At 68.1% G+C, this 19344-nt stretch carries 18 protein-coding genes and 1 pseudogene; 11 read left to right on the top strand and 8 right to left on the bottom strand.

From position 1 onward, the window contains the following. Positions 1-38 precede the first annotated feature (38 nt). From OG884_RS10805 to OG884_RS10795, 3 genes are all read right to left on the bottom strand, one after another. Entirely contained in the window at positions 39-893 is an 855-nt protein-coding gene (locus tag OG884_RS10805) for a L,D-transpeptidase family protein (RefSeq protein ID WP_326644631.1), read from the bottom strand. A 133-nt stretch (positions 894-1026) separates the two neighbouring features. Then, the gene (locus OG884_RS10800; protein ID WP_326644629.1) at positions 1027-2130 is read right to left on the bottom strand and encodes an FAD-dependent oxidoreductase; all 1104 of its coding nucleotides are present in this window, start codon (positions 2128-2130) and stop codon (positions 1027-1029) included. Between the two features lie 524 nt (positions 2131-2654). Further along, on the bottom strand, positions 2655-4715 hold the full coding sequence (locus OG884_RS10795) for a S9 family peptidase (protein WP_326644626.1): 2061 nt from the start codon (positions 4713-4715) through the stop codon (positions 2655-2657). A gap of 97 nt (positions 4716-4812) precedes the next feature. Here OG884_RS10795 and mshB point away from each other — a divergent pair, with 97 nt between their 5' ends. From mshB to OG884_RS10775, 4 genes are all read left to right on the top strand, one after another. After that, entirely contained in the window at positions 4813-5718 is a 906-nt protein-coding gene (gene mshB / locus OG884_RS10790) for an N-acetyl-1-D-myo-inositol-2-amino-2-deoxy-alpha-D-glucopyranoside deacetylase (protein ID WP_326644625.1), read from the top strand. 62 nt (positions 5719-5780) lie between these two features. Then, on the top strand, positions 5781-6269 hold the full coding sequence (locus OG884_RS10785; RefSeq protein ID WP_326644624.1) for a DUF6113 family protein: 489 nt from the start codon (positions 5781-5783) through the stop codon (positions 6267-6269). A 44-nt stretch (positions 6270-6313) separates the two neighbouring features. Continuing rightward, positions 6314-6739 carry a hypothetical protein gene (locus OG884_RS10780; RefSeq protein WP_326644622.1) on the top strand — a complete coding sequence of 142 codons (426 nt, stop codon included), beginning with the start codon at positions 6314-6316 and terminating at the stop codon, positions 6737-6739. 68 nt (positions 6740-6807) lie between these two features. Continuing rightward, positions 6808-8019 (top strand): MBL fold metallo-hydrolase, encoded by a 1212-nt coding sequence (locus OG884_RS10775; protein ID WP_326644620.1) that lies wholly within the window; start codon positions 6808-6810, stop codon positions 8017-8019. A gap of 159 nt (positions 8020-8178) precedes the next feature. On the opposite strand, the gene OG884_RS10770 is transcribed toward OG884_RS10775, so the two are convergent. Beyond that, positions 8179-10713: a penicillin acylase family protein gene (locus OG884_RS10770; protein WP_326646894.1), complete on the bottom strand. Its 2535-nt coding sequence runs from the start codon at positions 10711-10713 to the stop codon at positions 8179-8181. Positions 10714-10875: 162 nt separating this feature from the next. On the opposite strand from OG884_RS10770, the pseudogene OG884_RS10765 reads away from it, so the two are divergent. Continuing rightward, a pseudogene (locus OG884_RS10765) lies at positions 10876-10983 on the top strand (ribonuclease E activity regulator RraA); the annotation flags it as partial. Positions 10984-10994: 11 nt separating this feature from the next. Here the strand turns inward: OG884_RS10765 and OG884_RS10760 are convergent. The 3 genes from OG884_RS10760 to OG884_RS10750 all read right to left on the bottom strand — a co-directional run bounded on the left by OG884_RS10760 (position 10995) and on the right by OG884_RS10750 (position 13248). Further along, positions 10995-11918, bottom strand: coding sequence for an aldose 1-epimerase family protein (locus OG884_RS10760; RefSeq protein WP_326644618.1), 924 nt, complete (start codon positions 11916-11918; stop codon positions 10995-10997). A 378-nt stretch (positions 11919-12296) separates the two neighbouring features. Next, a complete protein-coding gene (locus OG884_RS10755) occupies positions 12297-12881 on the bottom strand; it encodes an ATP-binding protein (RefSeq protein WP_326644616.1) in 585 nt (194 codons plus the stop codon). Continuing rightward, positions 12838-13248 (bottom strand): hypothetical protein, encoded by a 411-nt coding sequence (locus tag OG884_RS10750; protein ID WP_326644614.1) that lies wholly within the window; start codon positions 13246-13248, stop codon positions 12838-12840. The genes OG884_RS10755 and OG884_RS10750 overlap by 44 nt, the downstream gene beginning before the upstream one ends. A gap of 98 nt (positions 13249-13346) precedes the next feature. Between OG884_RS10750 and OG884_RS10745 the strand changes: the two genes are divergently transcribed. After that, complete coding sequence (locus OG884_RS10745; RefSeq protein WP_326644612.1) at positions 13347-14675, top strand: helix-turn-helix domain-containing protein; 1329 nt, start codon at positions 13347-13349, stop codon at positions 14673-14675. A gap of 55 nt (positions 14676-14730) precedes the next feature. Here the strand turns inward: OG884_RS10745 and OG884_RS10740 are convergent, their stop codons facing one another. Continuing rightward, complete coding sequence (locus OG884_RS10740) at positions 14731-14889, bottom strand: hypothetical protein (RefSeq protein ID WP_326644611.1); 159 nt, start codon at positions 14887-14889, stop codon at positions 14731-14733. Positions 14890-15320: 431 nt separating this feature from the next. On the opposite strand from OG884_RS10740, the gene OG884_RS10735 reads away from it, so the two are divergent. The 5 genes from OG884_RS10735 (at position 15321) to OG884_RS10715 (ending at position 19204) form a co-directional block, all read left to right on the top strand. Further along, a complete protein-coding gene (locus OG884_RS10735) occupies positions 15321-15836 on the top strand; it encodes a DUF6879 family protein (protein WP_326644609.1) in 516 nt (171 codons plus the stop codon). A 15-nt stretch (positions 15837-15851) separates the two neighbouring features. After that, the gene (locus tag OG884_RS10730) at positions 15852-16700 is read left to right on the top strand and encodes a helix-turn-helix domain-containing protein (RefSeq protein WP_326644607.1); all 849 of its coding nucleotides are present in this window, start codon (positions 15852-15854) and stop codon (positions 16698-16700) included. 61 nt (positions 16701-16761) lie between these two features. Further along, positions 16762-17154: a hypothetical protein gene (locus OG884_RS10725; RefSeq protein WP_326644605.1), complete on the top strand. Its 393-nt coding sequence runs from the start codon at positions 16762-16764 to the stop codon at positions 17152-17154. A 238-nt stretch (positions 17155-17392) separates the two neighbouring features. Continuing rightward, positions 17393-17629, top strand: a complete 237-nt coding sequence (gene tgmA, locus OG884_RS10720; protein WP_326644603.1) for a putative ATP-grasp-modified RiPP — start codon at positions 17393-17395, stop codon at positions 17627-17629. 3 nt (positions 17630-17632) lie between these two features. After that, a complete protein-coding gene (locus OG884_RS10715; RefSeq protein WP_326644602.1) occupies positions 17633-19204 on the top strand; it encodes an MvdC/MvdD family ATP grasp protein in 1572 nt (523 codons plus the stop codon). Positions 19205-19344 lie beyond the last annotated feature (140 nt).

The raw sequence follows: 19344 nt of genomic DNA, 5'->3' as shown, positions 1-19344 counted from the left end.
GGCTCCCCCTCGTGGATCACAGTCGTTCGGTGGCGCCATCACGGCCGGTATCGCAGTGCCCCCGGCCGGGACGTGTCCTGTTCGGGACGTTCGGAGCGTTCGGGGCGCTTGGCGGCGTTGGGAGGCTCGGAGCGGCGGACGTAGACCGGGGTTCCGGTCGGGGTCATGTCGAACAGGGACTTGGCGTTGTGGAGTGGGACGCGGATGCAGCCGTGCGAGGCGGGGTGGAGCGGGACCCGTTCGGAGCCGTGGAAGCCGATGCCCCCGTTGAAATAGATGGTGTAGAACTGGTCGCCCAGTGGCCCGTGGGTCCATCCGGTGGTCCGCCACCAGGCGCGGAAGTCGCCGGTGGGCGTGACGGCGACCCCGCAGTGGCCGTTCTTGCAGTAGTGCTTGTCGTTACCGGTCGAGATATGGGAGACCAGGGCCGGCTTGCCGTCCTGCCAGGCGGTGAGCAGCTGGCGACGCAGGTCGATCTCCACCCTGGTGGGCCCCCCGTAGGGCACCAGCGGCCTGATGCGCGCCGGGTGGGAGAGCGCCTTCCAGGTCGACGGGTTGATCTCGTCGACGGCGGGCAGCTCGTTGGCCTTCTGGAAGGCCCACACGGCCGCGCGCAGCTCGGGGCCGTACTCCTGGCCGGGAGATCCCGTGTTGAACCCCAGCCGGTCGAGACGTTTTTTGAGCTCCTGGACCCGGGTTCCCCGGTCACCGGGGCGAAGGGCGGGGAAACGGGACACCGGGGTGTGCGCGGAACGGGGCGGGTGGTCATCGGCGACGGCGGGTCCGGAGCGTCTCGGTGACGCGACGCCGGTGTTCGCGATGCCGAACGGCAGGCACGAGGTGAGCGCGAGGGCGGTGTTCGCGATCAGAAGGCACTTGACGATTCTCTGCATTTTAGTGAGCCTTTTTTGGTCTGTCGTCGCGACCGATCAGGGTGATATGCGGCGATGGCGGCACCGGGCAACCTCGCCGTATTCAGGCCGTCTCGCGTCGACTCCGGGAAGGAAACTTGATGAAAGAGAATGTTCAGCAGGAGTAGGAGTACGTGCGGTCCTGCACGGCCGCGCGCACCAGACTGACGGCCTCCTGGGCGCAACCCCAGGAAAAGCTGAATCCGGCCCCGCCATGTGCGAAGTTGTAGATGATCCGTCCTTCCTCGTCCCACTCAAGGCAGACGTTTTCCTTCCGGAACGGCCGCAAGCCAGCCCGTACCGGCTCATCGGGATCCAGTGCGAAACTTCGCAGCGCGGGCATGAAGGCCAGGCAGCGCTCATACATGTCCCGTACCGGAGGGTGGTTCTCCAGGTTGATTCCGGTGTCCCACTCGTCTTTTTCCGCCAGCCCGCCGAGAACAAGGATCCGCGGACTGCGCGGCACGATGAAGACGATGTCCTGCTCGCCGTTGTTCGCCTCGTCGTGGGAGACGCAGTGGGCCTCGTCTATCCCGTCGTTGCGGACCCGTACCAACGCACCGCGGAGTGGATACATGCCGACACCGCGGAGCTCGGCGGTGCCGATTCCCGCGCAGCAGACGATCGCTTCGGCGTCGAACCGGTCGAGGAGCTCGGCCTTCCGCTCGGTCAGCGACCCCTCGATCCGATGCCGCCTGACCCGCACCCCGTGCATTTTGACCTGCCGCATCAGCCACAGCATGTACCGGTCTGTATCGATCATGGGCGCCATATGGGAGTAGGCGTCGACCACGCCGTAGCCGGGGTCGATGCCGTTCCGCTCGACGAGCGATCGGTCGTGGACGAAGCCGCGCACCTTCCCCGCGAGCTCCCGCATCTTGTGGAGATCGTGGGGATTCTCCTCGACGGGGTGCTTGAAATAGAAGTTGGACCTCCGCATGGCCACCCCGGGAACCCCGGTCCGGGCCAGCTCCTCGAATATCCGGTACGAGGTGACGCACCAGTTCTTGGAGCGAGCGAGCGAGACCTGGTCGTGGTGGTAACCGCAGACCGCGGGCGGCCACTCCCACAGCGCGCCCGCGACGACCGAGACGATGTCGGGTGCGAACCTGTCCGCGATGACGGTGACCCGGAACCCCTCCCTGGCCAGACACAGCGCGGTCGTCAACCCGCTCACACCGGCTCCGACGACAAGTATCTTCTCTGAATTCGCGCGCACCTGGGAACGCCTTCTTTCTGGATCCGTCCAGCTCGATCAATTTTCGGCGTGGCCGGCCGAGGAAGGTCGTCACGACGAGCGCTGAAACTTCTCCAGGGTAAATCGAGGCATCGGTGAACCCCGGAATGGCGGCGAATCCGGGATGGTGGAGGGGGGGCCACCGGCGAATGGGAAACAAGTACCGAACCGGGAAAAGCCATACCCGTGCCAAATCCCACGATGACGAGCGGTTGGCGGCGTGCTGGATTTTCATCGCCGATCCAGGGATCGGCCCGGGAGAATACCGGCGTATTCTTGGCCGTTCCCCGGCGGGCGCGGTGGGCCGATCGGGGGCACGGTGGGGCGGATTGCCTACGTTGCCCTGGGGACTCGCCTATATATCCTCGGTGGGACTGTTAGAGGTAGCTGGCCGGTCGAGTCGCACTTGTTCCAGAACGTGGCGACCGATGGGGGACGCCGGGCCGGTGAGCGGTTCTGTGCCGCACCGGCACGGCGTCATACCTGCTGCCGGGAATGGCCCCGGCTCAGACCAGGGCCTTCTTCAGGAAGTCGACCTGGAGCAGCAGCAGGTTCTCCGCCACGACCTCCTGCGGGGTCATGTGAGTCACCCCGGACAGCGGCAGCACGTTGTGCGGGCGGCCGGCGGCCAGGAGGGCGGAGGAGAGGCGGAGGGTGTGGGCGGCGACCACGTTGTCGTCGGCCAGGCCGTGGATCAGCAGGAGGGGGCGGTCCAGCTTCTCGGCGTCGGCGAACAGGGACGAGGAGTCGTAGTGCCCCTCGTCGGGCCGGCCGAGGTAGCGCTCGGTGTAGCAGGTGTCGTACAGGCGCCAGTCGGTCACCGGGGCTCCCGCGACGGCCGCGTGGAACACGTCGGGGCGGCGGAGTACGGCCAGGGCGGCCAGGTAGCCGCCGAAGGACCAGCCGCGGATGCCGACCCGTGTCAGGTCCAGATCGTCGGGGAACCGCGCGGCGGCGCCGTGCAGGGCGTCGATCTGGTCCTCCAGGACCGGGGTGGCCAGGTCGTGCAGGACGGCCCGCTCGAACTCGGGGCCCCGGCCGGGGGTGCCGCGGCCGTCGGCCACGACCACCGCGAAGCCCTGGTCGGCGAACCACTGGCTGGTCAGGTGCGCCCCGGCGGCGGCCAGGACGCGCTGGGCGTGCGGTCCGCCGTACGGGTCCATGAGGACCGGCAGCCTCGCCGAGCCCGGCACGTGCCCGGAGGGCAGGAGCACCGCGGTGGCCAGGTCGCGCTTGCCCGCCTTGATCAGGGAGACCCGCAGGTCCAGGCCGGGACGCTCGGCGTACGAGGTGATGTGGCCGCGGGGCGTGCCGTTGTGCAGGACGCGGGTGGCCGAGCCCTCGCTGTCGAGGGTCTGACCGGTGATCACGAGGGTGCCGCCCGCGGTGTGGCCGCTGTAGACGCCGCCCTCTGTCGGGCTGACGAGCGTGATCTGGCCCCTCCGGTACGCCCATACCGCGATCTCGGTGGGCTCCCCGCTCGCCCGGAAGAGCACGGTCTCGCCGTCGATGTCGAGGATCTCGCGGACCTGGAGGGTGGGCGGCGTGACGGGGCCGTCGCCGACGATCAGGCGGTGGCCGCCCTCGGAGGCGGCGGCCCAGACGAGGCTGCCGTCGGCCAGGTGGCCGGGAACGCCGGTGACGATGTCGACCCAGGCGGGGTCGGTGTCCTCGCGCACCAGGGTGGAGGTGCCGGTGGCCGGGTCGACGGCGAGCAGTCGCATGGTCCGCTGGTCGCGCGTCATGGTGACGATCAGCAGGCCGTGGGCGTCCCAGGCGGCGTTGACCAGGTATTCGTCGTCGAAGGGCACGGGGACCCGGGCTCCGGTGAGGGTCAGCACGAAGAGCTCGACCCCCGCGTTTGCGGTTCCAGCGGAGGGGTAGCGCTGCTCGGCGGCGGGCCGGCCCGGGTTGGCCGGGTCGGCGATGTGCCACCGCTGGACCGGCGACTCGTCGGCACGCTCGACCAGGATCGCGTCCCCTGACGGGGACCACCAGTAGCCCCGCATGCGGTCCATCTCCTCGGAGGCGATGAACTCGGCCAGGCCGTAGGTCACCTCCGGGGCCTCGGGGCGGGCCAGCGCGTGGTCGACCTCGTCCGCCAGGTCCTGGATGTGGAAGGCGCCGCCGGTCACGTAGCCGACGTGCTCTCCTGTAGGGGACATCCGGGGGTCGATCACCGGTCCGGGGGTCTTCGGTTTCCTTATGTACCCGGTCTTCAGGTCGACGACGTAGAGGCCGCCGGAGAGCGCGAACGCGGCGGTGGTCACCGCGGCGTCGGTGCTGTATCCGACGATGCCTCCGGCCTGTTCCCTGCTCCGCTCGCGGCGTGCCCGCTCCTCCGGCGGCAGGTTCTCGTCGTCCGCGGCCAGGACGCGCGGGTCGACGACGAGCCGTTCCGCGCCGCTGAGGACGTCGTACTCCCACAGGCAGGTCACCGGGTCGGAGCCGCCCCTGGTCCGCAGGAAGACGACGCGGTCACCGCTTGGCGCGATCGTGAAACCGCGGGGCACTCCGAGGGTGAATCGGCGGGTTCTGGCGTGCAGGCGAGGAAAGCTCTCACTCATACGAGCCATCTTGCCAGCTCCGCATCGGGTGTCTTGTTCTCCGAAGTGGCGAATTCGGAGGTTCTGGGCGATCCCTGGCATCGATACCCTCAACCGTATGACTGATCGGCGCCTGATGCTCGTGCACGCCCATCCGGACGACGAGACGATCGGCAGCGGGGCCACCATGGCCAGGTACGCGGCCCAGGGCGCGCACGTCACGCTGGTGACCTGCACCCTGGGGGAGGAGGGCGAGGTCATCCCGCCGGAGCTGGCCCACCTGACCGCCGATCGTGACGACACCCTGGGCGAGCACCGCGTCTCCGAGCTCGCCGCGGCCTGCGCCGCGCTCGGCGTCACCGACCACCGGTTCCTGGGCGGCCGGGGCCGCTGGCGCGACTCCGGCATGATGGGCGTCGTCTCCAACCACGCCGCGAACGCCTTCTGGCAGGCCGACCTGGACGAGGCGGCGGGCGAGCTCGTCAGGATCATCCGCGAGGTGCGGCCCCAGGTGCTCGTCACCTACGACGAGAACGGTTTCTACGGCCATCCCGACCACATCCAGGCCCACCGGGTCGCCTGGCGGGCCTTTGAGCTGGCGGCGGACCCGGCGTTCGGTGCGGGCGCCCCGTGGAGGGTCGCCAAGTTCTACCACACCGCCATGCCCAGGTCGGTGATGATCAGGGGCGAGGAGGCGATGCGTGAGAGCGGCGCCCCCTTCCTCATCGAGCCGGTCGCCGACCTGCCGTTCGGCTGCGCGGACGAGGACGTCACCACCGAGATCGACGCCCGCGCCCACATCGAGCGGAAGATCGACGCGATGCGGGCGCACGCCACCCAGATCAGCGTGAAGCCGCCCTGGTTCGCCCTGTCCAACGACGTCGGCCAGGAGCTGCTCGGGATCGAGCACTTCATTCTCCGCTCCGGCGCGCCGGGCCCCGCAGGTCCGGGAACGCCGATCGAGGTGGGAGGACTCGGCGAGCCTTACGGCCGCGAGGACGACCTCTTCGCCGGGATCCGTTAGCCTCGATGTTTGTGATGGAGCAGGTCCCAGCGACACGCGAACCCTCGGAGACGGTTGTCACCGTGGCGGTCAACGCTGTGCTCGTTATGCTCGGGCTGCTGATGGGCGTCCTCGGCGGGTTCGGGCACTCCTGGTACGTCGGGCCCGTCCCAGCCTCCGCCTTCGGCTGCGTCGCCCTGCTGTTCGTGATCGCCTACGGGGCGGGCCGGGTGACCCGAGGCAAGGCCGCGGCCCTGTCGTTCGCGATGGGCTGGGCAGCGATCACCATGATCTGGATCACCGGGCGGCCGGAGGGCGACCTGGTCATCGCCAACGACCTGTCCGGTTACGTCTACCTCTACGGGGGCCTCGCGGCGGTCGCGATGGCGGTACTGCTCGTGCCACCGGCCGCGAACAGCGGGTCGTGGCTGCTCACCCAGCACGGGTACGGCCCTCGCCCGCAGGCGTCACCCGCACCGCCGGGTCCGCAGGTCCCACCTGATCAGGCACCGCCGGGTCCGCAGGTCCCACCTGATCAGGCACCGCCGGGTCCGCAGGTCCCACCCGGCTAGCAGGTCCTATACCGCGAGTCGCCCGGATGACGCACAATCCCGGTATGCGGCGGTTGCATCGGGTACGGCGGAATCTCAACTACATCAACCTGTCCACGCCTCTGGGGCTGCTGCTGGCGCGCCTCGGCCGCGCCCGGGTGTCCGCCGGGCCCGACGGACTGATCCTGGCGTACGGCTACCGCTTCCGGTTCCCGATCGCCTCGGCGTTCACCGTGGGCAACGTGGTGCTGACCAAGCACGGGGAGGGTTTTCTCACCGGCGCCCTGCTCAGGCACGAGGACCGGCACGCCTCCCAGTACATGCTCTGCGTGGGCCTGCCGATGCTCCCGCTCTACGTCGTGGCGGTGGCCGTCTCCATATTGATCTGCGGCAATCAGGCCTCGTGGAACCTCTTCGAGCGGCTGGCGAACCTGGAGGACGGCAACTATGCTCGCAGGTCCCCCTGGTGGTTTCGTACTAAATCCTCTTGAAAAGGGATGAATCTCTCTGTGGGGGGATCAACAGAGGGTGAGCAGATGATGACCGAAGGGGGCCGCCCATGTCGCAGACGTCCCACCCCGAAGCCGCATCCCAGACTGCCGCGGAACCCGTGGGCCTTGCCGAAGAGCCACCCCGCCGTTCCGGGTGGTCCGCCCGCTTCGCCACGCGGCCGGCGCGCGCGCTGAGGCAACTGGGCCGGGCTTCCAGGCGGGTGGCCGCGGCCGAGGCGGTGACCTGCTCTCCCGCGCCTCCGGAGTCCCCCACCCGGCCGGAGTCCCCCACCCGGCCGGAGCCTCCCCCACGACCGGTGCTCCCACCGGGCCGCCCGGCACCCGCGCCGCGGCGGTCGTGGCCGGGCGGTTTCAGGGACCGGCTGACCTCCCCGGTCCCGACCTTCCAGGAGTTGCTGGCGGTCACCTGGCACGGCATGCTCCGTCCAGGGATCGGGGACGCGGACCGCATACCGGTTCACCGGAACGGGCTTGCCCACGTTACGGGGACCGCCGCGGTCGTCACCTGGGTGGGCCACGCGACGTACGTGGTGCAGATCGGCGGGCTGACCGTCCTCACCGACCCGGTCTGGGCGAGGAAGATCCCCGGCAGCCGGCCCCGCCTCACCCCGCCCGGCGTCGCGTGGGCGGACCTGCCCCGGATCGACGCCGTGGTGATCAGCCACAACCACTACGACCACCTGGACGCGCAGACCGTGCGGAGGCTGCCGCGGAGCACGCCCGTCCTGGTCCCCGCCGGGCTCAGGTCCTGGTTCACCAGGCGCGGGTTCCGCCACGTCACCGAGCTCGACTGGTGGGAGAGCACCTGGGTGGGCGGTGTCCGCTTCGACTTCGTACCCGCCCACCACTGGAGCCGCAGGTCGGTGTGGGACACCTGCAAGACCCTCTGGGGCGGCTGGGTGATCGCCTCCGAGGACCAGACGATCTACTTCGCCGGGGACACCGGCTACGGCGAGCGCTTCGCCCAGATCGGGGCACGCTATCCGGGCGGCATCGACCTGGCCCTGATGCCGGTGGGCGCGTTCGAGCCCCGCTGGTTCATGAAGGCCGTGCACGTCGACCCCGCGCAGGCAGTACGGGCGTGCCAGGATGTCGGGGCGCGCCGGATGGCGACCATGCACTGGGGCACGTTCGTGCTGTCAGGAGAGTCGCTCCTCGCGCCGGTGGAGGAGGCCAGGGCGGCCTGGGCGGAGGCGGGACGGGACCGCGTCGACCTGTGGGACCTCGCCGTCGGCGAGTCCCGCGTCCTGAAGACCTGACGCCCGTGATCTGACGGTCATGATCTGACGCCCAGGTCTGACGGTCATGACCGACCGGCCCACGACTCGACGACCCGGCGTTCCGACAGCCCGGCACCCTCGCGTACCGGCGGTCTGACAGCCGGGGCGGGCACCGGGAGGCGGCACCCGCCCCGGCTGTCAGGGGTTGAGCGTCAGGACGTTGGTGGCCGCCTTCTTGATGGACTCCTCATGGGCGAGCATGGGGACGGTCTTGCCACGCGCCCAGAGTGACGCCTGGTCCCAGTAGTTGTCGTGGAACGCGTGGCCGGAGGCGCCGGTCAGGTTGATCCATTGGGATTCGTCCAGGTTGCCCAGGTCCACCACCATTCGCATGGACGGCAGCCAGCCCACCGTGTAGTCGAACTGGACGTCCCAGCCGGCGGCGTTGACCGCGTCGTCGCTGCCCGCCACCGGGAACGGGCCCCGGTTGAACAGCCACTCGATCGGGCCGATCCCCGAGGTTCCGAAGGTCTGGTGGACGAGTTTCAGCGAGTGCAGGTCCCCCCAGCGCCAGTCCTTGACGTCCGGGCCGAGCTGGGTGTTCAGCTCGTCGTAGGCCAGGGCCATGGCCCGTCGCAGCATGTCGTCGCGGGTCTCGGTGCGTGGTGTGCCGCTGTCGTCCCAGAACGCGTCGTTCGGCTTGTCGAGCATGACCCGTACGACCTCGAACCAGCGGTCGCCGCCGCCGGGCCAGGCTCCCTCGGGCAGGTCGTCGTTGAAGGTCTCGATGAGCAGGCGCCGCCAGACGGCGTTGAAGTACATCGCGGGGGCCGAGTCCTCGCCCTGCGAGCGGTCCCACTTCCGCAGCAGCTCGCGGGCGTCCTCGGCGGGGCCGGCGATCTTGATGTCCATCAGCTTGGGCACCAGGAAGTCGGCGAAGCCGTTGTCGGTGTCCTGCTGCAGCGCGCTCATCGCCGCCACGTCCACCTTGCCGTCCTTCACCGCCTCACGGAGGCGGTCCAGGATGCGCTGGGAGCGGTATCCGTACGCCCAGTCCTTGGTCAGGATGTACGGGTAGCGGGTGGGGTCGATGACCGCGTTGTTGGCGGTCACGATGTAGCCCTCCGGCGGGTTGTAGACGCTGGGCAGCTCATTGAAGGGGATCGTCGACTGCCAGGCGTACTCGCCGGTCCAGCCCGGCACCGGCCAGGTGCCGTCGCCGTGGCTCCGCACCGGGATCCGCCCGGGGGCCTGGTACCCGATGTTGCCGGCGGTGTCGGCGTAGATCAGGTTCTGCGCGGGCACCTCGAACTTGCTCGCCGCCGCCCGGAACTGCTGCCAGTCCTGCGCGGTGTTCAGCGCGAAGATCGCGTCAGCGGTCCTGCCCGGCTCCAGGGCCGTCCACTTGAGCGCGACCGCTTCGGCCTTCTCCCCGAAGGCCGCGTCCATGCCGGGCAGCGTGTCCTTCGTGCTCTCCAGGGCGTCGGAGATGATCGGCCCGTGCATGGTGTCGCGCACCTTGAGTTGTACGTCGGCGCCCCCGGCCACCTTGATCGTCTCAGTCCTGGTGGTCAGCGGCTTCCAGTCGCCCATGAACAGGTACGAATCATCCTTGATTCGTTCCAGATAGAGGTCGGCGACGTCCGGGCCGAGGTTGGTGAGGCCCCAGGAGATCCTGTCGTTGTGGCCGATGATCACGCCGGGCACGCCGGAGAAGGTGAATCCGGTGACGTCGAACGGGCACTCGGGACTCTTGGCGCGGCAGTGCAGCCCGGCCTGATACCAGACCGAGGGCATGCTCGGGGACAGGTGAGGGTCGTTGGAGAGCAGGGGTTTGCCCGACTTGGTGTGCTTGCCGCCGACCACCCACGAGTTCGAGCCGATGCCGCTGCCGCCCGCGGGATCGCCCATTAGGCTCGGCACCGCGCGGATGGCCTCCGCCGCCCGGATCAGCGCCCCCGCGGCCGGTGTCCCCGGCGGCTCGGTGACGCTCTTCTTCGGCTCCTCGGCCTGGTCGAACCCGCGTTCGCCGACCGAGCCCCGGGTGACGATCGGCTGGTTGGTGTCGTACGGATAGGTGGGCCAGAGCTGCTCCACCCGCCCGCGCGGCAGCTTGCTCGCGGCGAGGGCCCGGCCGATCTCGTCGGTCATGTTGGAACGCAGGTCCCAGGCCATGGCCTTGAGCCAGGTCAGCGAGTCGACCGGGGTCCACGGCTCGGGCCTGTAGTCGGGGCTGGTCGCCCGCAGGAGCACGTACTCCAGGCTCCGGGCGGCGAAGCCGTCGTGTTGCTCCATCCAGGCGTTCACCCCGCCGGCGTAGGCGTCCAGGTAGCGTCGGGTCTGCTCGTCGAGCAGGGGCAGCTCCTTCTCCGCCACCTTCCGCCAGCCCATGGTCCGGATGACCCTGTCCTCGGTCAGCGTCGCCGAGCCGAACATCTCCGACAACCGGCCGGCGGTCACGTGGCGGCGGAAGTCCATCTCGAAGAAGCGGTCCTGCGCGTGCACGTAGCCCTGGGCGAGGAACAGGTCGTCGGGGGAGTCGGCGTAGATATGCGGGATACCCGTTTTATCGCGATATACAGTGACTTTCCCGGTGAGGCCGCGCACCTTGAGCTCGCCTTCGAGCTGAGGAAAGGACGCCCGTACGCTCCACACACCGGCCCCGGCGAACAGCAGGCCGAGCACCACGAGAACGGAAAGTACGCGTGCCAGCCACTTGAGCGGTCGGGGCATCCAGGCGTACGGGCGGAACCTCACAAAAACCTCCTAGGCGACAAGCTCCAGCAAGTGTGGCACCACCCCAGCAATCCCGGCATTGTGATCATTAGTGAAGATGCGGGTATGACACTTTCCACGGCCGATCTGGTCGACGCCCACGGCGCCGCGGTCGCGACCGGAGAGGTCGACGTCCCCGTCACCTTCGGCGAGGTCGTCTTCACCCCCGGCGCCTGGCTCTACAGCGACGAGGACGGCATCCTCGTCAGTCTCGTCGAGCTCTCCTGACCGGCCGCCCGTCAGATCGGGCCGATTCCCCAGTGGTGGACGGCGCGGCCTCCGGGAGCGAGCCGGATGACGTCCTCACCGCTGCGGAAGGCGTTCGGCGGGCAGCTCATCGGCTCCACCGCCAACCCCTGGCGGCGGTGCCCCTCGGGGAGGGTGTCACCGGTGTAGAGCTGGAGCCACTCGATCCCCTCACCCGCCCACAGCTGGACCCCGCGGGTGCCGTCCGCGTCGCTCAGCCTCACCCGTACCAGCCCGTCGGCGCCGCGCTCCAGGTCGGTGAACGCGGTGTCGAGAACCGTCCCGTTGATCGGGCGGGCGGTCCTGAAGTCGTACTCGGTCTCCTTGACGTCCTGGCGGCCGACGGGGATCTTCCGGTCGTCCACCGCGAGCCACTGGGCGGCGGGAAGCTCCAGGACGGCATCGTCGAGGGTGCCGTCGAGGGAGCCCAGGGTCAGGTAGGGGTGGGCTCCGAAGCCGTACGGCGCGTCGGTGGTGCCGACGTTCTCCGCGGCCACCTCGACCTCCAGACCGGACGCGCCCAGTGTGTACCGGATGGCGAGATCCAGGATGTGCGGGTAGCCGAGCTGGGGGAAGAGCCGCAGCCCCAGCAGGATCGAGGCGTCGTCGTGGGAGAGGACACGCCAGGGGAAGGACCGGGAGAAGCCGTGGATCGCGTTGCCGGTCCGCGGCTCGCTCAGCGCGAGTTGCCTCTCCTTACCGTCGAACGTGTAGCGGCCGTCCTCGATCCTGTTCGGCCAGGGGAGCAGCGGCAGCCCCGCGCCGCCGATCGGGGACAGGTCCTCGGGGAAGCCGACGACGAGCGGCCGGCCGTCCAGGGTGAGGCTCCGCAGGCCGGCCCCGACCTCGGTGATGACCGCCTGGAAACCGCCGGCCACGATGCTGTACTGAGTCCCGGTGGGCGCGATGTTTGTCACAGTAAGTGGGTCCCATCGTGGGTGCGGGTGAACGGACCGTCGTCGCGGAGGGCGTCGAGGACGCGGATAGCGCGAGCCTCGGGCATAAGTGTGCACACCTGGTCGAGGGTAAGCCAGATGGCCTCGGACGCCTCGTCGGCCTTACCCTGCGGCCCACTCGTATGACAGCTGCGCCGTCGTCATAGTCCAGCGTCACCCGCCTGCTTGACGTTCCCAGTGTCGATACACCCCTGGATGTCGCTGAACTGGTCGAACAGCAGTCGTAGCCGGGTAGGCAACCGACGCCGGTGTTCGGCCGCCGAGCGGAAACCGCGTGGCTCCGTTGGTTGAGGGCGTGGCGGCGCTGCTCCTTCAGGCTCGCGCCGCCGCGCCGGTCTTTCAGCGGAGTTCGAACCAGATGACGGTTGCGGTGGGGTCGCGGTGGAAGCCCCAGCGGGTGGCGAGTTCGTTGACGAGCAGGAGTCCTCGGCCGCCGGTGGCGTTGGGTTGGGGGTTTCTGGTGCGGGGGATCTGTGCGGAGCCGGGGTCTTGGACGGTGACGATGACGCCGTGCGGGGTGAAGGCCACCGTGACGACGAACTCCCGTGGCCGGTCGTCCGGTGTGGTGTCCGCGGTTCTGGCGCCTGGGGTTTTGGTGTCTGCCGGTTCGGTGTCGGTCGGCCTGGTGGAGTGTTCGACGGCGTTGGTGGCCAGCTCGCTGGCTAGGAGCATGGCGTCGTCGCGGAGTGGGTGGTCGTCGCCGAGGATGTCGGCGACGAAGGTGCGTGCGGGTCTGACCTGGTCGGTGGTGGCGGGGAAGCGCTGGGAGATGACGGGGGTGTGGTTCGGCGTCGTCGACCAGCCGGGTATCCGGCCCAGGTACGGCGACCACATTGGGGCGGCCGGTGCGTTGGTGTCGCCGGTTGTGGTCCGGAAGCGGTCAGCGAGCACGCCGACGAGTACGGACAGCAGTCGCGCGGCCATCCCGGTCACCTCCCTTGCTCGTGATCTCGGTGCTCTGGCTGCCTCCGGCGCCCCTGATGTCCCTGACGGCCGTTCGGTGGTCGGTGTCGGCCAGGGGGTGTGGTGGCTGGTCGTGCTGTTCGGGGTGGGGGTGGAAGTCCTCGATGTGCCGCATCCGCGCGGCCAGTTCGGCGGGGGTGTCGGCCTCGACGAGGCCGATGTGCTGCCGGTATCGGGTGGGGGAGAGTGCCCACCAGTGTCCGGTGGTCTTGCCGTACCAGGGGCACCAGCCGGGGAAGCGGAGCGTCAGCGTGCGCAGTGCCCGGAGATCTTCGCCAGGCTCGTGCCGGAGGCTCTCCGCGTCCGCCTCGATGGAGGAGGCGCTCATGCCGTCGCCCCCTTCCGGTGCGACTCGCGCCTGCCAGGCCGTACCTCCGGCGGCGACTCCCGCCCGTGCGACGCATGCGACGGATCACGAGGACAGACGTGACTGGACAATTAACAGCGAATGCCTCGACGGAGTGGCGGGAGTTCGGCCACACCCTGCGAGCATGGCGGGAGCGTCGTGAGCTGAGCCTGCGTGATCTCGCCGAGCGGGTCCGGTGGCACTTCTCGCTGATCGGCAAGTGGGAGCAGGGGAAGAACCGCCCGCCCGTCGAGGCGATCACGGCCCTTGACGCCGAACTCGACGCGGGGGGCGAACTCATGGCGCAGGCACTTCGCGCGGCCATGGTTGACGCCGATCAGGCGCGGAAGAGTACCGTCGAGGCAAAAGCCTCAACCCGGGATGAGGGCGAAGATATGGAGCGCAGACGGCTCATCCGGGATGCCGCTGTCGTTGCTGTCGGCGGTGCCGTGGCGCCTGTGCTGGCCGCCCTGACGGATGCCTGGCAGGCGTCTGAGCCTCGGATCTCCGGTGCGAGCGTGTCGGGGGTAATGATCGACGATTGGGAGGACGCCGCCGCCGCGCACGCGAAAACCGCCCGCACCGAACCGCCCGCCGTCGTCCTCGCCGCGCTCGCCGCTGACTTCGCTGAGATGGCGCCCCATCTTGCCCGTAAGCAGCCCGACGCCGTACGACGAGATCTGACCCATGCCGCCGCCCGGCATGCCGCTTTGATCGCTGGAAAGTGGACCGACATGGGCAGTCGCCGGCAGGCGCGCCGTTGGTGGGGAACAACCCGGGCGCTCATCGACGAATCCGGAGATCGGTTGCTTGCCTCCTGGTTGCGTAGCCGCGAGGCGATCCACAGGCGCAGCGACCCGGCCGAGGATCTCACCGAGGTTCTCAAACTCTCTCAGGAGGCTCGCCGTCTGGCCGGTCAGCGGCCGAACGCTCCGCTTGTGGCCGCTTTGACCGCAGAGGCGAAAACGCTCGCGGCAATGGGTTCCCACACGGACGCGATCGGTGCACTGCGAGAAGCCGAGAAGACGTTCGACCAGCTTTCGGCCATGACCGGCGCATTCCGTAGCCTCGGCGAACGCGGACTGTGGTTCGATCGGAGCCTGATTTACACTCTCGCGGGTGATGTGAAGAACGCTACCCAATCGCAGGATGCCGCCGAAGATCTGTACCCGGTGAATGATCAAACACTGCCTCGGATTCGGTTGCACCGTGCCGCGCTACACGCTCGCACTGATCCGGGGAACGCCGTACAAGAGGCTCTCCGGATTGTCGATGACCTTTCCATCGAGCGCTGGATGACCCGCTACGTGATGGATGCACATCTCGTGCTCGGCGCTCTACCTGAGCAGGCCCGTGCTCTGCCTGCTGCTCGTGAGCTGCGCGCGCTGACCGCCAGCCGGTCGGCCTGAGTCGGACACGACGATGCCCCGCCGGGCACCGACCGGCGGGGCATCACATTGTTGATCAGCGCCTACGGCACCACTCGTCCAGGCTGAACACCTCGGCGTCCTGGCCCTCGTTGACCTCCCGACGCCAAGGGGGCTTGGGGTCACCGCTGATCGCGTGACAGCGGAAGGTCAGCGAGACGACGCCAAGGAGCATGTTCTTGTACGCGCCGGTCAATGTCTCGGGCTTGACGTGGACGCCGGTCTTCTCTTCTGCGATGAGCGGGGCCGCCTGGTCGAACTGATGCGGATCGTCGCGAACCCGATGTGGGTCCGACTCATCGAGGAAGACCTACCGCTGGCATCTTCCCGAACCGCTTGACGACCCTGCGCACTCGGGTCAGGCTCACGAGTGCGCAAGTCCGCGCATACTCCGAGCACGGGAGACCGTCATGGCGCTACGGTTCGTTGGGATCGACCCCAACACTGGCGGCAACAACTGCCCTTCAGTCTGGGTGGACGACAAAGACGGCAGCATAGTAATCCAAGGATGGGAAGTGACCGACTCCGCCGAGCTGGCGCAAGTCGCGGCACGTAGCCCGATCCCGGATCACGAAAAGGTCGTTCGGATTCCCCGGCGCATGGCGTCGATGCTCATGGAGGCGTGTAATGCCGAAGCCCCACATGACGTTCGCTGACATGCTCGCCACCGCGCAACACTCCGCCGTACATCTGGAGATGCGCGACGAGTACACTCCCGATGACCCCGCTTACCTCCGCTGGAAAGCAGACGGAACGATCGACGTGGACGCCTACTGGCGGGAGTGGCTTGACCTCGCAGGCGCGACAATCGCCCGAGGGGTGAGTATCCGGCGGGCACGCATCATCTCGGAACCCGTGACCGACTTCGTTCGGCATGAGTATGACCTCACCGGCCCGCTGAACCTCGCGGCCGGTGAGTCGGTGCGGTGGCTGCCCCGTCGGCAAGCATCCGATCTGGCTTTGCCTGGCAACGACTTCTGGGTGTTCGATGATCACCTCGTCCGATTCGGCTTCTTCTCAGGCATCGGGGATTACCTGGGCGAGGAACTGGCCGACGCCCCCGCCGTGATCAAGCTGTGCTTGTCGGCGTTCGATGCCGTCTGGGAACGAGCGATCGACCACGCGGACTACCGGCCCGCCTGACAACGATTCCCGCACGTGTCCACCTCTCCGCATTCCACCACCCAACAGGCCCAACAGGCACTAGCCGCACGCTTACGGGACATCCGCCTGGACGCGGGCCTGACCGCCCGTGCCATCGCGAGATCGGCGGGGTGGCACGAATCGAAATCTTCGCGAATCGAACATGCCCGTATGAAACCGTCAGACGCTGATATCCGCGCATGGTGCGCAGCGTGCGACGCCGAAGACCAGGTGTCCGATCTCATCGCAGCATCACGCGTGGTCGATTCGATGTACGTCGAATGGCGCAGACTCCAAAAGTCGGGCCTACGCCAGCTCCAAGAGTCGAAGGTCCCTCTCTACGAAGCCACCCGACATTTCCGCGTGTACTGCTCCCACGTTATCCCCGGATTCCTGCAAACCCCCGCATACGCCCGTGCGCTCCTCACGGCCTTCGGGTCGTTCCACGGCGTCCCCGACGACACAGAAGAGGCCGTAGCCGCGCGAGTCGCGCGCTCACGCATCCTGCACGAGGGCGACCACCGTTTCGCCCTCCTCCTGGAAGAATCGGTGCTGCGCTACCGCCTCGGCGACGCCGAAGCGATGGCCGGGCAACTCGGTCACCTCCTGGCCATCGTGTCGCTCCCATCGGTGGCCCTAGGAGTGATCCCCTTCACCGTTGAACGTCCCCTTTGGACTCTCGAAGGTTTCAACATCTTCGATGATGACCTTGTGCAAGTGGAATTGTTAACGGCGACTGTTTCCGTCACCCAGCCTCGCGAGGTGGCTTTGTACGTGAAGGGCTTCACCGAACTAGCTGATATCGCCGTTTATGGGGCGCAGGCGCGCAGCCTTATCACAGCGGCCATCGCCGCCTTGAACTAATCTCCGCAAGTTTCCGCATACTCATTGAGCCACAGAAACGCGCACTCCTACCGTCTGATGCATGGCCACTGGACAGACAGCAACAGGGTCCCGCGCCAAGGGGCATGAGAACGACGAGGTCACCGACGCAACGGCGGAAAAGCACGACCAGGCGTTGGCAGCCGTGCAGCGGCTGCTGAAGGTCCAGGGAGTCCGCTCGTACGCCGTTCACACCGTCGGCCTGAAGCTGACGGACGACGCCAGCCGACTGATCCCGCTGGAGAAACCCAAGCGGCACGTGCCCGAACTCGTCGTTCACAACGACGCCGGATGGGTGGACGCCACAGTGACCATCGGGCCGCGCTCCGGCTGCTACCTGGTGTCCCTCCGCAGCGGTCCCAGCCTTGAGACGGTGCGGGAACCTCGACAGGTCGCAGACTTGATCCTCACCGCTCAACCAGGCGGCAGGTCATGACGGCCGCCGCGGCCACACAGCTGATCGTCCAGGTTCACGACCTCCAGCCAGCGACCCAGGACTGAGAGCGGGTCACGAAGACCATGATCATCGCACCACAGGTAACGGCTTCACGGCAGCAAGACCGCGAGCGGCGGCGCGGCCGTACGCGGGAGCCGGCCCCTCCCTCTCTAAGACTCCCTGACAGGGACTCCCCTGTCAGGGCCGCACCAGCAACAACGACAGAAAGCAGGACAGCATGACCACAGTTGCCCCCTGGGGACTCAGCCGGATGACCGAGCCGCTTTCGGAGTGCCCGCCGCTGTACGACACCATCCAGTTCGACCCGGTGACCCAGCTCACCAGCTTCCGCAACCGTGCCGGCGTCATCGTGGACATGGGCAACAAGGTCACCGTGACCACGTCGAAGGGCGGCGGGAGCGACGGCTCTGGCGGTAGCGCCAACGTGGCCGACGACTCCAACACCGACAGCTAGCGGATGCGGCCATCACCACAGACCGTGCTGGTCATCACATCGGTAGAGGACGCCACTGCCAACCTGGTGATCGGGGTGCTGAACGAGCGCCAGGCGCGGGTCGTCCGAGCCGATCCGGCCGATATCGGCGCCGGGCTGATGTTCAGCGCCGCCATTGATGACCGCGGGGAATGGGCTGGTCGGCTGCGTACGGCGAGTCGCGACATCGCACTCGCGGAGGTTGGGGCGGTGTACTACCGCCGCCCCAGCCTGTACTCGGTCCGATTCGCCCACCTGCCCGCTCGGCAAAGCACCTTCGCCACCGCCGAAGCCCAGCACGGGCTCGGCGGCATCCTGCGCACCCTGCACGGCGCGAGATACGTCAGCCATCCCGCAGCGATCAACCGCGCCGACTACAAGGTCGCGCAGCTCCGAACGGCTGTCCGGCTCGGGCTGAGCATCCCGCTGAGCCTGATCACCAACGACCTCGAACAGGCGCGGAAGTTCGCCGCTGAGCATGGCCCGATCATCTACAAGTCGTTCCGAGGCGTCCCACCCTCTTCGGAGGGTCGCGTTGCGATATGGACGCAGCGGGTCACCTCCGAAGACCTGGATGACTCAGTGTCGGTGACCGCCCACCTGTTCCAGCAGGAGGTGCGCAAGGTCGCGGACGCGCGGGTGACAGTGATTGGGCGGCGCGTGTTCGCCAGTAGGATCACCACTCCTGACGGTGCGCTCGACTGGCGCAGCGGCGACTGGGAGCAGTTGACCCATGACCCCATCGATGTGCCCGAGCCGATCAGGAACGCTCTACACGCCTACCTTGACCACTTCGGGCTGATGTTCGGCGCGTTCGATTTCGCGCTCGAAGCCAGCGGGAAATGGATCTTCATCGAGTACGACCCCGCCGTGGCCGAGCGTGCGAGGAAAGCCATCACCGAGGTCGGATACGCGCCGACACTCGTGACCGGGGACGGCCTCCACGGCTACGACGACAACGCCCCCTACGACCGGCTGATCGGCACCTGCTCGGTACGGACGATCCCCCCGGCATGGATGGGGCAGGTCCGTACCGGAGGGACCATCACCACGCCAACGTGGGGCTGGATGGGCGGAATCGCGTTCGCGCACCTCACCCTCGACGAGGACGGTACGGCGAGCGGACGGTTCCTGAAGGATGACGTGTACTTCATGCGTGCCCGCTCCCACCTGCCGCCGCCGCGGCCACCCATCATGACGGGCATCGGCCAGGCCCGAGAGACCAGGATCGACCCGGCGATCCTCAATGGCGAAGCCCCGCTGTTCGTCGCCCAGCTCGCTGCGCCGGCCGCCCAGCGATCATCGAGCGGAGACACGACAATCCTGTTAGACGTCGGCACCGGATCACGGGCCGACACCAGGCCGAACCCCGACGGCGGGTGGACGGTTCACCAGCACGGCCCGCTGCGGCTGTGGGACGCGATTGAGGACGCCATCCTGATCTGGCAGGACGCCGGATCTCCGCACCAGTCGGCGTTCGGACTCACTGTCACCAGGGACCGCCAATACGTCTGGCTGGGCGAACCGGATGGCCGGTCCTGGGACCTGCCCGCTTAGGAAACACGAAGAAGCGCCCCGCGCCTCCCAAGGGGGGTTGGGTTCCGCCCCGGCCTGCAACGCGTCCAGGGGGGACGGCTCTCGGTGTATGGCCCGGAAACGGCCCCGGTCACTGGTGATCAACCGCCATCCCGGGATGG

The sequence above is a fragment of the Streptosporangium sp. NBC_01755 genome (genome assembly GCF_035917995.1).
GTDB lineage: Bacteria > Actinomycetota > Actinomycetes > Streptosporangiales > Streptosporangiaceae > Streptosporangium.
Note: the sequence above shows the minus strand (reverse complement) of the source record. Positions and strands in the feature narration are given on the sequence as shown.